At 32.2% G+C, this 16315-nt stretch carries 16 protein-coding genes; 10 read left to right on the top strand and 6 right to left on the bottom strand.

The window, feature by feature from the left end:
- Positions 1-112 precede the first annotated feature (112 nt).
- Both CD032_RS01785 and CD032_RS01780 read left to right on the top strand, forming a co-directional pair.
- Entirely contained in the window at positions 113-760 is a 648-nt protein-coding gene (locus CD032_RS01785; RefSeq protein WP_103211132.1) for an HlyD family secretion protein, read from the top strand.
- 12 nt (positions 761-772) lie between these two features.
- The gene (locus CD032_RS01780) at positions 773-2647 is read left to right on the top strand and encodes a DHA2 family efflux MFS transporter permease subunit (protein WP_103211131.1); all 1875 of its coding nucleotides are present in this window, start codon (positions 773-775) and stop codon (positions 2645-2647) included.
- A 390-nt stretch (positions 2648-3037) separates the two neighbouring features.
- Here the strand turns inward: CD032_RS01780 and CD032_RS01775 are convergent, their stop codons facing one another.
- Positions 3038-3673 carry a hypothetical protein gene (locus CD032_RS01775; protein WP_019468873.1) on the bottom strand — a complete coding sequence of 212 codons (636 nt, stop codon included), beginning with the start codon at positions 3671-3673 and terminating at the stop codon, positions 3038-3040.
- A 273-nt stretch (positions 3674-3946) separates the two neighbouring features.
- On the opposite strand from CD032_RS01775, the gene CD032_RS01770 reads away from it, so the two are divergent.
- Positions 3947-4852, top strand: coding sequence for an alpha/beta hydrolase fold domain-containing protein (locus CD032_RS01770; RefSeq protein WP_019468874.1), 906 nt, complete (start codon positions 3947-3949; stop codon positions 4850-4852).
- A gap of 136 nt (positions 4853-4988) precedes the next feature.
- Here the strand turns inward: CD032_RS01770 and CD032_RS01765 are convergent, their stop codons facing one another.
- Positions 4989-5396: a hypothetical protein gene (locus CD032_RS01765; protein ID WP_019468875.1), complete on the bottom strand. Its 408-nt coding sequence runs from the start codon at positions 5394-5396 to the stop codon at positions 4989-4991.
- Positions 5397-5407: 11 nt separating this feature from the next.
- Positions 5408-5875, bottom strand: a complete 468-nt coding sequence (locus CD032_RS01760; RefSeq protein WP_019468876.1) for a thioesterase family protein — start codon at positions 5873-5875, stop codon at positions 5408-5410.
- Positions 5876-6018: 143 nt separating this feature from the next.
- On the opposite strand from CD032_RS01760, the gene corA reads away from it, so the two are divergent.
- On the top strand, positions 6019-6966 hold the full coding sequence (gene corA / locus CD032_RS01755; RefSeq protein WP_103211130.1) for a magnesium/cobalt transporter CorA: 948 nt from the start codon (positions 6019-6021) through the stop codon (positions 6964-6966).
- 74 nt (positions 6967-7040) lie between these two features.
- A complete protein-coding gene (fni, locus tag CD032_RS01750; RefSeq protein WP_019468878.1) occupies positions 7041-8087 on the top strand; it encodes a type 2 isopentenyl-diphosphate Delta-isomerase in 1047 nt (348 codons plus the stop codon).
- A 138-nt stretch (positions 8088-8225) separates the two neighbouring features.
- On the opposite strand, the gene gltS is transcribed toward fni, so the two are convergent.
- Positions 8226-9431, bottom strand: coding sequence for a sodium/glutamate symporter (gene gltS / locus CD032_RS01745; RefSeq protein ID WP_064264484.1), 1206 nt, complete (start codon positions 9429-9431; stop codon positions 8226-8228).
- A 353-nt stretch (positions 9432-9784) separates the two neighbouring features.
- Here gltS and CD032_RS01740 point away from each other — a divergent pair, with 353 nt between their 5' ends.
- From CD032_RS01740 to CD032_RS01725, 4 genes are all read left to right on the top strand, one after another.
- Positions 9785-10108 (top strand): PadR family transcriptional regulator, encoded by a 324-nt coding sequence (locus CD032_RS01740; RefSeq protein WP_019468880.1) that lies wholly within the window; start codon positions 9785-9787, stop codon positions 10106-10108.
- Positions 10101-10661 carry a DUF1700 domain-containing protein gene (locus tag CD032_RS01735; RefSeq protein ID WP_019468881.1) on the top strand — a complete coding sequence of 187 codons (561 nt, stop codon included), beginning with the start codon at positions 10101-10103 and terminating at the stop codon, positions 10659-10661. Before CD032_RS01740 ends, CD032_RS01735 begins: the two co-directional genes overlap by 8 nt.
- Entirely contained in the window at positions 10658-11458 is an 801-nt protein-coding gene (locus CD032_RS01730; protein ID WP_019468882.1) for a DUF4097 family beta strand repeat-containing protein, read from the top strand. Before CD032_RS01735 ends, CD032_RS01730 begins: the two co-directional genes overlap by 4 nt.
- 176 nt (positions 11459-11634) lie before the next feature.
- Complete coding sequence (locus tag CD032_RS01725; RefSeq protein ID WP_019468883.1) at positions 11635-12963, top strand: Na+/H+ antiporter NhaC family protein; 1329 nt, start codon at positions 11635-11637, stop codon at positions 12961-12963.
- A 139-nt stretch (positions 12964-13102) separates the two neighbouring features.
- Here CD032_RS01725 and CD032_RS01720 read toward each other — a convergent pair whose 3' ends face one another.
- Positions 13103-13711: a DNA-3-methyladenine glycosylase gene (locus tag CD032_RS01720; protein WP_019468884.1), complete on the bottom strand. Its 609-nt coding sequence runs from the start codon at positions 13709-13711 to the stop codon at positions 13103-13105.
- A 210-nt stretch (positions 13712-13921) separates the two neighbouring features.
- Here CD032_RS01720 and CD032_RS01715 point away from each other — a divergent pair, with 210 nt between their 5' ends.
- Entirely contained in the window at positions 13922-14500 is a 579-nt protein-coding gene (locus tag CD032_RS01715; RefSeq protein WP_019468885.1) for a DUF805 domain-containing protein, read from the top strand.
- 72 nt (positions 14501-14572) lie between these two features.
- Here CD032_RS01715 and CD032_RS01710 read toward each other — a convergent pair whose 3' ends face one another.
- Positions 14573-16180, bottom strand: coding sequence for a ribulokinase (locus CD032_RS01710; RefSeq protein WP_026034778.1), 1608 nt, complete (start codon positions 16178-16180; stop codon positions 14573-14575).
- Positions 16181-16315: the final 135 nt, after the last annotated feature.

Below are 16315 nucleotides of genomic sequence, written 5' to 3'. Positions count from 1 at the left end.
AAAACATAAATAATGTACCCAACACATTTTATTTAAGTGTCGGTATACTTTTAAATTTCATCTCTTTATAATATACAAGGTGAATTTTAAATGCAAATAGGAGGAAAGTATCATGAAGAAAATGGTATTAATCAATGTCATTACCATTGTTGTACTTGTTATTATTGGTGTCGTAGGATTCCATTTTTATAATCAAGCAACATCTTTTGTAAGTACAGAAAATGCTAAAGTGGATGGAGAACAAATTAAAGTGTCAGCTCCAGCTTCTGGCGAAATCAAGTCACTTGATGTTAAAAATAATGAAAAATTAAGCAAAGGTGATAAAGTTGCAGAGGTTGCTGCTAAAGGTGAAGGTGGTCAATCTCAAGATATGAGTATTAAAATGCCTAAAGATGGCACAATTGTAAAAGTTGATGGCATGGAAGGTTCAATGGCTCAAGCTGGCACACCAATTGCTTACGCTTATAATTTAGATGATTCTTATATAACTGCTAATGTGGATGAAAAAGATATTGCAGACGTTGAAGAAGGTAAAGATGTAAATATTAAATTAGATGGTGAAGACGCTGAATTAAAAGGTAAAGTAGAAGAAGTAGGTAAAGCAACTGCTTCAAGCTTTTCAATGATGACTTCATCAAATAGTGATGGAAACTATACAAAAGTATCACAAGTGGTACCAGTGAAAATTTCACTAGATTCAAAACCATCTAAAAATGTTGTTCCAGGAATGAACGCTGAAGTAAAAATTCATAAAAATTAAGGAGGTCTTAAAATGACAATGACCTTCATTATTGTTTACGTAGTCATAGCGCTCATTCTTGTTGGTGGACTTAATTTCTTTATCGTGAAAAGAAATAAGCAAAAATCTACCCAAAAAATGGAACAATCTAAGTATGAAAACATTGCTTCTAACGAAAGTTATCAATCTAAATTTAAAGTTAAAGACGATAATACAACAACAAAAAATCAAGAGCAAAACAAAGGTGAAACTATAGAAGAAAAAGCAGAGAAAGCAAGTCACACTAATAGTGACGCTTCTGAATCATCAACACAACATGATTCGGATCATGAACAAATCAATCCGAATTCTGAAGAAGCACAAGTAAATGAAAAGCTGAAAGCTAAACATAGTTCATTTATGTTTGGAAAAGGCACTTCTCAAGGCAAAGTTTTAATAGCGATGATTTTTGGTATGTTTATAGCTATTTTGAATCAAACGTTATTAAATGTTGCATTGCCTAAAATAAACACTGATTTTAATATTTCTGCAAATACAGGCCAGTGGCTTATGACAGGATTTATGCTTGTGAATGGTATTCTGATACCAATCAGTGCTTATTTATTTAATAAATATTCGTATCGTAAATTATTCTTAATAGCGATGGCATTGTTCACAATCGGCTCTTTAGTCTGTGGTATGTCAGGTTCATTTACAATAATGATGGTAGGCCGTGTACTACAAGCAATTGGTGCAGGTATCTTAATGCCACTTGGTACAAATGTATTTATGACTATATTCCCGCCTGAAAAACGTGGCGCAGCAATGGGCACACTCGGTATAGCAATGATTTTAGCACCCGCTATAGGTCCGACATTGTCAGGTTATATTGTAGAAAACTATCATTGGAACGTGATGTTCTATGGTATGTTCATCATAGGGCTTATTTCATTAGCAATCGCCTATATATGGTTCAGAGTTTATCAAGTTACTACAAATCCTAAAGCAGATATTCCAGGTATCATATTTAGTACAATAGGTTTTGGTGCGTTATTATATGGCTTCAGTGAAGCAGGAAATAATAGTTGGAGTTCTCCAATTGTTGTAGTATCTCTTATCCTTGGTGTCATTTTTATTACTGCTTTTGTAATTAGAGAGCTTACAATGCGTGTGCCAATGCTAAGCATGGAAGTTTTAAAATACTCAGGTTTTACATTAACAACTGTTATTAACATGATTGTAACGATGAGTTTATTTGGTGGCATGATTTTATTACCACTTTATTTACAAGACTTAAGAGGCTTTACACCAGTACAATCAGGTTTATTATTATTACCTGGTGCTTTAATAATGGGTGTCATGGGTCCAATCGCAGGAAAATTATTAGATACGATTGGTATTAAACCACTAGCTTTAGTAGGGACAGCAATTATGACCTATGCTACGTGGGAATTAACAAAATTAAACATGAATACAACGTATGGTCACTTAATGGTTATTTATATCATTCGTTCATTTGGTATGAGTTTTATCATGATGCCAATAATGACTGCTGGTATGAACGCGTTGCCACAACGACTCATAGCACATGGCAATGCTTTATCTAATACATTGAGACAATTGGCAGGTTCAATTGGTACGGCCTTGCTAGTTACAGTAATGTCTACACAAACAACACAACATATCGCTTCATATACTCAAGATTTAGATAAAACAAATCCATTTATTAAAGACCGTTTACAAGAAATGGCTCAAGCAATGGGTGGAGAACAAATGGCAACTTCACAAGTTTTAGAATTTGTGCAAAAGCTTGCTTCTATTAACGGTGTAAATAGTGCTTTCTTAATAGCTACTTTATTAAGTGCTTTGGCATTTATTTTGAGTTTGTTCTTAAAAGATAAGTCACATTATATTTCAAATGAAGAATAAGTAAAAAACCAGTGTAGTAACATCACTGACTAATAAATAAGCGTCAATTTCTATAATAGTTACGTAGAAATTGACGCTTATTTTCTTAATTAATAAAGTCTGAGTTTATATTTTCATATAGTTAAAGCGATTGAGACAAAAACTTGTGCTAAGTTAATTTTGTGTACATTATAAGTGAAAGCTAAATCGTTTTTATAAATGCGCCAGTTTATTAGATAATATGCATGCTATTAATTGTAGTTTTGAAAAATTGCTTGTTCTAAAATCCGTTTAATCGGTGCATCGATTAAGTGGAGATAAAAAAAGCCCGCAAATGAATTTTTTCAGTCATTCATTTACGGCTGTAATCGATAGTATATGTACCAGCTTTTTGGTGAAGTTTAAATGAAGTTATATTCTAGGTTTTCGATTTCTAAAAAATAAACTAATTAAAAGTAAAGCGATACTACAACCTAATAAAATAAAAGCGTTATGGATTGCATTTGACTCTGTTAATATTTGAGCTGAATCAACAGTGATATAATACTGATTCATTGAATCGGCAATTCTTGTTGCAATATTTTTAATCAATGCAGAAAAACCGAAAGTAATTGCAAGCATGATCGCTATAATAAACATGTTAACTATTTTCAATATCGTTTTGTTAAAAAACAGCGTAAAAAGGGTTAAGATTAAACTTAATATACAAGCGATAAAAAATACATAAAATACAAGTATCAAGCGATCAATGCTTGTTTGTAAGTTATCGATACTTTCAACGTTGATATTTAAATTCGTTAAGTTATTGATAGTTTCTTGAAAATTTGTTAATTCTTTAAAATTAACCGTTTTATCTACAAAAACTAAATTGAATATAGGTTCTTTAAACATACTATAGCCTGAAATAGCAACTAGGATTAAAACGATAATTTGTATAATAAGGCTAACCCAAGATTTTTTCTTTTTTCCATAACGAGCGCCTCGTTGCATTGTTTCACTCGTTAAAGTATGTTCAAAATCCTTAAATTGATGATTGTTTGCGGTCATAACTTACTCCTTTCATTACATTAGATGGGGATCTAGTTATTTTATGACTTTTATTTTGTTATAATATGTGATAACTGTTACATTTTAACCATTGAAGTTGAATAATTTAATTTTTAGTATGAATTGTCATACTTATAAACTTCAATATCTATTATAACTTCGTTTTTATGTCATTATTTTTATTTTATCATATAATTTATTTTAAATACTGAATTGAAACAAAAATTCTATAATTCTAAAATTTGTTACAAAAAAAGATAGGGATGATTATGAATGAAATCAAGACTAACAACAAAATTTGTTAATAAATACTTATTACCACATCGTTCAATTATATTTGATGACCAACAAAGCTTTGAAAAATTTTTACAAAAGAGATTAACGATGAATGAAAAAAAGCACAAGCAACCTGAAACTTTAAATGTAAAATCAGACTTAGAAAAACAAATGATGGATGATATGCAGGTGTTCAGATTTCGCTTTAGACACAGTCAACAAAAGAAAATATTATATATTCACGGTGGATATAATATTTTACAACCTTCCGCATTTCACTGGAGATTTATGGATAAACTTGCGTTAAGTACTTTAAATGAAGTTGTTTTGCCAATTTATCCAAAAGCACCTAAATATCATGTTGATGATACTTATGCTGCGATTCATAAAGTTTACCAACAATTATTAACAGAATGTAGTAATGAAGATATTATTGTGATGGGAGATGGAACTGGAGGCGCATTGGCGTTGAGTTTTGTGCAACAGTTAAAATCAAATAATCAACCTTTACCAGCTAAATTGTATTTGTTTTCACCGATGCTAGATGCTCAATTGGATAATGAAAATATTACAGATGATTTAATCGATAAAGATGTCATCATAAATATAGAAGGTTTACAAAAAATTATGAAAGTATGGTCTGGAAATCTTCCATTAAACGATAGTAGGTTATCACCAATTAATGGAGAATTATTTGGTTTACCACCCATATATATTTTTGGTGGCGGAAGAGAGATTTACTTACCAGATATGAAAAAATTGGTTTATATGTTAGAAGATATGCGTCAGCCAGTTCAATTGTATACTTTTAAAAAAATGGTGAATGCATTCGCATTATTACCTATTAGAGAATCGCATAAAGTTGTTAAAGAAATCGTCAATACAATTCACGATAAACGTTAATGTGGAAGTATATACCCAATTTTCAAAATGATGATAAGGTTACGAAAAATTAAAAACAGAGGCGGGGCAGACACCAAACATAATTTTGTTGATATCGCCTTGCTTCTGTTTTTATATGCTCAAACATTTGGGCCAATTAAGGGTGTTCATTCATTGTTGTATCGAGGACATTTAATATAGATTGTGTCCCTTTTAGCTTATAGTATTGTGCTATAAAGTCGTTGAAATCTTGTGTTGGTATATCCATATTGTTAAATTTCGAGAGATATTTTTCATATAGTTGTGTTTCTTCTTGAACAAAAGTTGTGTAACGCTGTATAAAAGTTTCTTCTACATCAATTTGTTCCACTAATGAAGTAATAGTATCTATAGCTTGTTTTTGACCTTGGTAGTAACTAATATCAAAGCCGCGTTTAATCAATTGACTATCAGGCCCATTAATGACCAGCTGTTTGTTTTGATTGAGTTCACTAAGTGCTGCTTTCATATCATCATTTAAATCATAAAGTTGCACTTTGACTGTGTCGATTAATCCTTGTGACATATTTATCACTCCTATCTTGAAATACCGATTTTATGACCTAATTGTTTTGGCCATTCAATTAATTGTTGGTTATCATAATAATTGCTAATTTGATCAGCAAATGACTGAGGGAATGGCGCTGTTTTGTTGATTGTGCGATCAATTCCTAACATCATTGCTTCATTTGTTGCTATATTGTTGCCATCTTGATCTGTCATAACGGAAAAGAAATGTAAGCTTTTTTCATTATAATCATAGATGTAAATTGTAATGGTAAAGGTGTCATCTTCAGTTAGTTCAGATAAATAGGCTGTTTGTTCTTCAACAGTGAATAATGTGTAATTTAACTTGGTGCGTTCTTCTAAAGATAAACCATGTGTATAATTAAATTGATTGATAGCTTCGCTGAAGACCATATTATAATTCGCATCATGTACATGACCGTTATGATCAATCATAGCAGGTGTCACATTGTTGGAAATTGTGAAAGGGTTTTTCATTGTTACATCTCCTTTAAAACATTAATTGTTAAAATAGATATATTTATATTATTTAAGCTAACTTAAGTTTACTAAAAATTGTATATAACATACACAAATAGTATTTCATGATAAAATAAAGAAAATGATTCTAGGGGTGACCTATGGCTATAACAATTAGATATTTATCTTCTGAAAATACGTTAGCAAGCGTTAATTGTTTAGAAGACATTCCTGAAACAGCGCAGTTCATATGGTGTGATTTTAATCAACCAACTGAGGCTGAAAATACATTTTTAAAAACACGTTTTAACTTTAATAAACTTGAAATTGATGATACAGTAAACGGGACACCGAGAGCTAAATACAAAGCATATAACACATATCAGTATATAGTTGTTCATGATGTCGATACCGAGAATTTTAGTGCAAAAGCATTAAATATTTTTATAAAAAGCCGTTTGCTTATTACATACCATCATCAGCCATTTGATATTTTAAAGAAGGTAGAAACTACTTTCAAAACGCAAACAATACGTAATGTTCTCCCAACATATATATTTATCTTGGTGTTAGATTGTTTAGTGGATCGTTATTTTGAATTCGTTTATGCCATCGAAGATAAGGTATATGACTTCGAAGACAGTGAAAATATGAATGGTTCTATGAAATTTGCGATGGATAATGTATTTAAAATACGTTCTGAGCTAATTAAATTAAAGCGCGTGATTTATCCAATGACAGAATTAGTTAATCAATTAAAAGAATGTCATCAATTATTATTCGATGACAAAGATAAACTTTATCTTCAACATATTGATGATCATATGATTAAACAACAAAATATTTTAAAAATATGCCAAGAAATGACAAACGAAATAAAAGATAATTTGACAACATATGCTTCATATAAAATGAACCGGATTATGCAAGTCCTCACTTTGGTGTCAGTTGTATTTTTACCATTGACATTAATTACAGGTATTTATGGTATGAATTTTATAAATATGCCAGAATTAAAATGGCAATATGGTTATTATTTTGTTTTAGTACTTATGCTATGTATTAGTATAGGTTGTGTGATTTATTTTAAAAAAGAAAAATGGTTTTAATATTATAGTATTAAATTAATGATGCAGTTTTAAACTGACTTGAGTAAAATAACTATTGAGGATTGGAGTAAATAATGAGTGATTTAAAAAGAGAACAAAGAAAAAATGAACACGTTGAGATTGCAATGGCACAAACGGATGCTACAATCTCAGATTTTGATGAAATTCGATTTGTACATGATTCTATTCCGAGTATAGATGTAAGTGATGTTAATCTTGAGCATTCGCTAAAAGACTTTACACTTAGCCAACCACTTTATATTAATGCGATGACGGGTGGCAGTGAATGGACGAAACAAATTAATGAAAAATTGGCAATTGTGGCTCGTGAAAGCGGTATTGCAATGGCAGTTGGTTCTACACATGCAGCGTTACGCAATAGTAATATGGCATCATCTTTTACAGTCGTGCGCGATACAAACCCAGAGGGGATTATATTTAGTAACGTGGGTGCAGATGTACCTGTTGATAAAGCTGTCGAATCAGTACAATTGCTAGATGCTCAAGCATTGCAAGTACACGTCAATGCACCACAAGAATTGGTCATGCCTGAAGGTAATAGAACCTTTTCTACATGGATGGACAATCTTGCGCAAATTGTGGAACGGGTAAATGTCCCAGTTATTGTCAAAGAAGTAGGATTTGGCATGAGTAAAGAAACAATCAAAAACTTATATGAAATTGGCATTAGGTATGTAGATGTGAGTGGACGTGGTGGTACGAACTTTGTAGATATTGAAAATGAAAGACGTGCCTACAAGGATATGGACTATTTAAGTATGTGGGGACAAACGACAGTAGAATCATTATTAGAAAGTACTTCTTTTCAAAAAGATATGGATATACTTGCTAGTGGTGGCGTGCGCTCTCCATTAGATGCAGTGAAATGTTTAGCGCTCGGGGCGAGTGCGGTTGGTATGTCGCGCCCATTTTTAAATCAAGTTGAACAATATGGTATTACTGAAACGCTAAACTATACTGAACAATTTACTGAACATATGAAAAAAATTATGACGATGCTAAATGCGCCTACAATAAATGATTTAAAAGGTTCGAAAATGATCTTTGGTCCTAGATTACAATCTTGGATAGATCAGCGAAATATTGATATTTCTAATTAATAACTCATAAGGAAATCATTTTTGTAGCTTAGGTCATTAACTACTGTGTCGATTTTCGTATATGCAATGATTATAGAAAAATAAAAACCTGAGACATTATGTCTCAGGTTTTCTTATGTTAAAAATCAAATTATATCATTAGAATAGATTGATAAATGTAGTAACGATTGGGACACCAAGCAAATCAATTAAAAATGCGCCCATGATTGGTACGACAAGATATGATTTTGGTGAAGCACCGAATTTTTTGGTAATCACATCTAGGTTTGCCATAGCATTTGGGGTTGCTCCAAGACCGTGACCAATAAAGCCACCAATCATTACAGCAGCATCGTAATTTTTTCCCAAACCGCGGAACACGATAAATATAGAGAATAGCACGATAAACACGACTTGTATTAAAACGATAATAATTAAAGGTAAAGCCAATTGATATATTTCTGTAAGTTGTATACTCATCAAAGCGATAGATAAGAATAGGCTTAGTGATATGTCGCTAATTTTATCCACGAATTTCATATCAATAAGGTTTAAATTATTATATTCAGAAATATTTCGAATAATTACTGCAACAAACATTGCACCAACATATATAGGAATGTTAATACCTGTTAAATCAGAGAATGTATTTCCTAAATATGAACCAATAGCCATACAAATAGTTACAATCGTAAATTGTAAGAAAAAGATAGTTGTAGGGTTCATGCGATTATGTAAGTATTCATTAGATTTTACGTTACCATAGTCTGTCGTAGTTTCTTCTGCATGTTCTGGTTTTAAGTTATATTTAGTGATTAAAAATTTTACTACTGGGCCACCTAGTAAACCACCAGCTACAAGACCTAATGTTGCTGCTGCTAAAGCTGCGGTTAATGCAGAATCGAATCCCATGTCGCTTATAGTTTGACCATAAGCGGCAGCATTACCGTGGCCACCTTCCATAGACATAGAACCTGCGGTTAAACCTAATAATGGTGGTATGTTTAATACTTTTGCTAATGAAATACTAATAAGGTTTTGGAAGACTGCAAGAAAACCACAAAATATAAAATATAAAATAAGTACTTTTCCACCCAAACGTAATAACTTTAAAGAAGCGCCTAATCCAATTGTTGTAAAGAACGCAAGCATAAAGAAGTTTTGTATAAATTCAGAATCTAGTTTGATTGTTATGATATTTGTAGATTGTAATATTGCAACTAAAATCGAGAAGATTAAACCACCGATAACAGGTGCAGGAATACAAAGTCTTCTTAATATTGAAATATGATTAACAATATATATACCTAAAAGGTATAATAAACTTGCGATTGCTAAAGTAGTAATTGCATCTAGCTCTAGCATTTTCAATCCCCCTTAAATTTCAAATGAAACTCTCCTGTGTGTCTTGTTATATAGATGGAGTCATGTGCAAAATGACAATAAAGAAAGTGCTTACAAAACTCCATGCTATCTATTATACATATTTAAATAGTATAAATCTAGTTTGGAATTAAATATTAAATAGAATAAATAGAGATTGTTTTATTTGTAATTTTCAGATAATCATTCCCTTGTCTAATACGCAAAGATGCTAGAAGAATAAATACATTAATTATCTATAACATAGTACCTTGCAATGTATAGTAGTGTGTGTTATATTCTTTTCGACAGCTACTGTGTAATGTATAGTACTGGTTTTACATAGGAGGTAACATATGAATAGTCAATTTAAAAAGGGTGCGCTAGAGCTTATTGTGCTGCTTATTATCAAAAGAGATGACCAGTACGGTTACTCGCTCGTTCAAAATATTTCGAGACATATGAGTATTGCAGAAGGAACTGTGTATCCGTTGCTACGAAGATTAGTGAAAAATGGAGAACTCACGACATATTACCAACCTTCTTCAGAGGGTCCAGCAAGGAAATATTATAAAGTGACTGACCAAGGTAACGACAGGTTAGTTGACTTATTACATGAATGGCGATCATTTTCGAATATTGTAGAAGTATTTATAAAGGAGAGTGAACGGAATGACTAAAAATGAATTTTTAAAACAATTGCATAAACATTTGAGACATGATTCTGATGCAGAACGTCAAGATATTTTAAATGAGTATGAAACACATTTTTATAGTGGATTAAAAGAAGGTAAAACAGAAGCACAAATTTCAAAAGAACTAGGTGATCCTAAAACTTTAGCTAAAGAAATGAATGCGACAGCTGCTGTAGAAAAAGCTGCTGACAGTAAAAAATTTGGCGACGTTGGGAATGCCATTTTTGCAGTGATGGGTTTAAGTATATTAAATTTCTTTGTAATTTTAGTACCGTTTATTTTCGTTTTAAGCATCGTTATTTCATTAATTGTAACGACAATTTCATTCGTTTTAAGTCCAATATTGTTATTAGTGAAAGGACTTTTAAGTGGATTTGAAAATGTATTACTTTTTGATGTATATGCAGTAGGTGCATTGTTTGGAATGGGATTAATGTTATTTGTGATTACGTATTTAATTTCTAAAGCATTTTATTTAATTTGTGTGAAGTATCTCAAATGGAATATAAGTGTTGTGAAAAGGAGTGGGATTTCATGAAGAAAACATTGATTAGTCTTTTTGTAATAGGATTAATTATAACGATTGTTTGTGGCATTGGTGTCGTAAACCAATTTCAAATAGAAAGTAAAAAGTCGAAAGAAGTCACAGAGAATTATCATAAGGAATATGATGAAAATAAAGTGAAAAACCTCAATATAGATTTGAACAATAGTAATTTAAAACTTAAAAAAGGTGATCAACTTAAAGTTGAATCACGAGGTTCTAACGACAAAATAAATATGGATACTACTATAAAAAACGGCACGTTATATGTGAAAGATAAACCATTAGACAGCAATGTCGATATTACATTTATGGACTTTAAAAATAATGATGTCATAATCACATTACCTAAGTCATTAAGCCATTTAAATGTTAATACTGAATCTGGTTCGATTATGATTGATCAAATAAAAGCGGATTATGCTAAGTTATACGCAGATGTCGGGAAATTAAATATCACGCATGCTAAATTTGACCGTTTAATTGCTGAAGTTGATGTCGCAGATATGGATATGGCAATGACTCAATTTAATTCAGGCGAATTTGAAGCTGATACTGGATCAATTGATATCAAAGATATGCCAGCTGATAAGCCGATTAAAGTGAAAACGGATGTGGGCGATATAGCAATGGATTATACGGATAAAAAACCTAATAATACACGGATAGAATTTGAAAGTGACGTAGGAGAGTTGGATATTAATAATCACTTGTTTAAAAACAAGCAAGTAGGAAATGGATCAAATCTCATTCATATTAAAACAGATACAGGTAATGCTGAAATCAATTAAATTTGAAATATTAATTATTAAATAGCATTGTGTGAGCACAAGTCAATTTGATTTTGACTAATGCTCACATTTTATTTTTAGCGTGAGTTGTGACGAGATTTTAAATTTCTGTGTTTGCTTCTTTTTTGATATACTATAAGCCATATAAAATTACTAGGTTTAAAAGGAGGAGTGTTATGCAGGAATTAAATAGAAGTGATAAGCAATATGGTGTTTTAGCACTTCTACCGTTAATCATATTTTTAGGATTATATATTGGTGTAGGCATCACTTTTACCATAATGGGTAAAGAAGATGCGTTTGATCAATTACCTAGACATGTTGCTATTTTTATCGGCATCGTTATTGCTTGGACATGCTATGATAGAAAAACAAAGTTTTCTAAAAAAGTAGAAATATTTACAGCGCATGCAGGCAATTCAGGTATTGTTAATCTAGGTTTGATACTGTTATTAGCAGGCGCCTTTTCTACGGTTACATCAGAAATGGGCGGTAAGTCAGCGATGGTGAATATGGGGCTGAATGTCATCCCACCAAGTCTACTCATACCTGGTATATTCATTATGAGCGGTTTTGCTGCGCTAACGTTGGGTACTTCTACGGGAGCACAAGCTGCCTTTATTCCAGTAGGTGTTGCTGTAGCTCAAGCTGCTGACTTAAGTGTCGCAGCAGCAGGTGCCGCTGTTATTGCAGGTGCATACTTTGGTGATAACCTATCCATTATTTCAGATACGACGATTGCAGCTACAAACGGCGTTGGTGCTAAGATGAAAGATAAATTTAAGATGAATGTGTTGATTGCGCTACCTGCTGCACTTATTACTGCAGTTATATATGCAGTTGTGGGTGGAACAGGTAAGGTGGAAGGTGACTTAAGTTTTAATTTTATAAATATTCTACCGTATCTATTTGTACTTATAGCAGCAATCGCAGGTCTAGATGTTATTTTAGTGTTGATAATCGGTATCATAATGGCAGGTGTCATTGGTTTACTTCAAGGTGATTTGGGCATATTCCAGTTTACAAAAGCTATTGGTGAAGGTATGGAAAGCATGTTCCTTATTTTTCTTGTGGCGTTTTTAGTTTCTGGACTTGTGGCGTTAATTCGCTATTATGGTGGTATTGATTGGATTATTAAAACAATGAAAGAAAAAGCAAAAGGCCGAAAAAGTGCAGAATATGTGATTAGTTTAATGTCCGGTGTGCTTTCTGCTGCTTTATCACATAATACTTTAGCAATTTTAATTTCTGCGCCTATCGCTAAAGAAATTGGAGATGAATATAAGGTGCCACCTAAACGAATGGCAAGCTTATTAGATATATTCGCATGTTGTGCCTTAATGGTGCTACCGCACGATAGTGGTATGTTAATGGTTGAACAATATGGAGATGTTTCTTATATAGAAGTTTTAAAATACACATTTTATCCTGTAATCTTTGTCATTTGTACTGTTATTACGATACAATTTGGTTTACTTGATAAAGACAAAAAACTTTCTAAATAATTTGTGCTTTAATTAGGTTAACTATTAGAAAGTGAAAGTGATCTAACACAAACTAGGCATTCAAAATGAATGTATATAATTTAATAATATTTTAGGGGAACAGAGATTATATTAAATTTTAATCTCTGTTTCCCTTTTATTAACGCCATGTATCTTGTGGTGGTATAGTAGTACGTTTTGAAATTCTTGAAACATAAGGATTACCTTTAACAATAAAGCGCAGTGGTTTATGCGTCCATTCACCTTTATTAGGAATGCCAATTCTCGGTGTTTCCTCAATGTGTTTGGGATGTTTACGATTTTTAGTATCTATTTTTAGATTGCCTTCATTTAATCGTGAACCATCCAAATGTCTTGGTATATTAAATGCTTTAGTCCATTTTCCTGGGCCATTTGTTAATTCAAAGCCATCTTTGTTTCTATTTGAACGCATAGCTTCAATATTCTCTTCTGGTTCAACAGCACGTATCAGGACACCTTCAGGTACACCTTCTAATTGTGTTACAAAGTTGATGAGTAAATGCGTATGCATCACATGGGCATAAATAGTGCCACCAAGTTTATATAATGATTCTACTTTGGGTGTGCGTTTGCCATTAAATCCGTGAGCGGCTTGATCCTTTTCACCAACATAGGCTTCAGTTTCAACGATGTATCCAGTAAATGTATGCAAATCATCTTCGAAAATGACACGTACACCTAATAAATCTTTGGCGATAGTGACTGTATCACGTTGTAAAAAATCCATTTATTAATCCTCCATATATTAGTTTTCGAAATTAAATGTTTTTAAAATTTTTTTATTAAATTGTAAAATTGTGTTACAAGCATGTGGGAATTTTGGTAGAATAATCTTATAAGTTTACTAAAAATTAAAAACGCATAAGTTAAAGTATCAATGACTATATTAAAGTTAAATGAACATTTTATCAAATGTACTTGGAACGGGGGGAGCAATTTGGAAAGAAAAATTGGATTTGGAGAAGCATTAAAACTATTTTGGAGAAATTATTTTAACTTCAAAGGCCGTGCACGCAGAAGTGAATATTGGTATATGGTTTTATGGCATATGATTTTTCTAGTACCAGCGTTTGTTATATATATCATTGGTTTGATTGCACTAATTAGCGCTGCAGCTTCTCAATCTGAAACGGTCATTATGATAAGCGTAATCTTTCTTATTATCAGTGTGATATATATAGCTGTGTATGGGTTAGCTACTTTAATACCTAATTGGGCGATATTTATTAGAAGATTTCATGATACAGGTAGATCGATGTTACTACCACTTATTTATTTGGGCATTTCAGTGTTTTCATATATCATATTTACAGTAATAGCTATACTAGATTCAGATTTCAATCATATGGCAAGTGTTATTTTCATCGTATTAATATATGCATTCTATATAGGTTTTGGTATTTATGCGCTCGTCGTTAGTTGCTTGGATAGTGAACGAAAGACAAATAAATATGGTCCGAGCCATAAATATGCAAACCAATATACTAAAATTGACGACATGTATAGAGAGCAATAATTAAAATAAACCCAATTATGACAAGTCAAACTGTTAAACTGTTTTTTTGTCATAATTGGGTTTTTATAAATTTTAGTTATTAATATATGATAAATTTGGATAATGCTTTCCTAATACATCATGCAAAGCTTTGTAACGTTGAAAAAGTGCTTCATATTGTTTTACCTTTTCTGGATCAGGCTGTAAACGATAATAGACTGGTTGTTTCATATGATGTACTGTATCTTCAAGTGTTTGATAAGCACCGCCTACATTTGCACCTAACATTGCTGCACCTAATGCTGTAGCATTGGAAGAATCCATAACGACGACTTCTTTATTTAAGACATTAGTATATATATCTACGAGTAATTCGCTTTTAATAGGTATACCACCAGCAGCATAAACAGTATTAACCGGTATTTGGTTATCTTCAAATTGTTGCATAATTAACTTAGTCCCAAAGGCCGTTGCTTCCATATAAGCACGATGAATCATTTCGAATGGTGTTTGTAACGTTAAGCCAAAGATACTACCAGTAAGATTACTATTGCTTAATATACTCCGATTACCATTATGCCAATCTAAAATGGTTACGTGCTGTTGATGAATTGGTATCTCAGAAGCCAAATTTTCTAAGTGCTCTAATACAGTAATACCTTCTTCTTCCGCTTGTTTTACAATGTACGCTGGCGCCTGACTAGCTGAATAACTAAATAAATCACCAACTGCAGCTTGATCGGCTTCATAAGCATATAAACCAGGGATAATTGCATCTTTGACTGATCCTGTAATCGCAGGAATTGCAACTTGCTTAGTGTCGAGCATGAGGTGACAAGTGCTAGTACCTATAACAGGTGTGAATTCGCCTTGTTCGATTGCACCAACGCCGAGTACTCCTGAATGCGCATCTATAATATAAGGAGAAATTTGAACTTTATCTGATAGTCCCCATAATTTTTGGTAATAAGTAGTTAAAGTCCCCGCACTTTCGCCAATATTTATCACTGGTGCCTCACATTTATTTTTTACAATCGAAGGTAAGTCTTTATCTACCGCTTCAAAAAATGAATAATTAAAGCCATCTTTTTCGTTGTAAAAACCTTTGAACCCTATGCCACAATTTGAACGAATATTGCGATTGGTTAATAGACTAACAATATAATCTCCAGCCTCCATAATATATGCACTCTGCGCTAAAATTTCTGGCGCTTTGTGTTTAACCTCTAATATTTTGGGAATCATCCATTCACTATTAACACTATGACCATAAAAGTCTAACCAATTTGCGTTATGTGTGTCATTTATTTTTTTCATAAATGTCGCTTCTTCTTGAGCACCATGGTGTTTCCAAAGCTTAACATAAGCATGTGGTTCATCTTTTAATGATTCATGTGTATGTAATGGTTTGAAATATTCATCTAAAAAGACGATAGTACAACTCGTGAAATCGATTCCCATACCAATTACATTTGATGGATTAATTTTACTTTCTGATAAAACGTGTTGAACACCTTTTTCTAATATATCTGTATAATCTTCAGCGCTTTGTAAAAAATAATTGTGCGGTAAGTCATGACCGTTCAATGAACCTGAAATTGTACCATGAGGGTATGCTTCTATGTAGCTAGAAATAATCTCTCCATTGGAGGTATCTACGAGAAATACACGACCAGATGCTGTACCAAAATCGATCCCAATACTGTAACTTTTGCGGCATTGCCTCCCAAAATCATTTTAATAAGTTCTAATTACTTATTTAATCTAATGATAGTGCTTGCAAAAAATATTGTAAAGATAACAATGTTTATAGATAATAAGAAAAAGTAAGAGCTG

Origin of the sequence: Staphylococcus cohnii subsp. cohnii, assembly GCF_002902365.1 — a bacterium.
Classification (GTDB): domain Bacteria; phylum Bacillota; class Bacilli; order Staphylococcales; family Staphylococcaceae; genus Staphylococcus; species Staphylococcus cohnii.
Note: the sequence above shows the minus strand (reverse complement) of the source record. Positions and strands in the feature narration are given on the sequence as shown.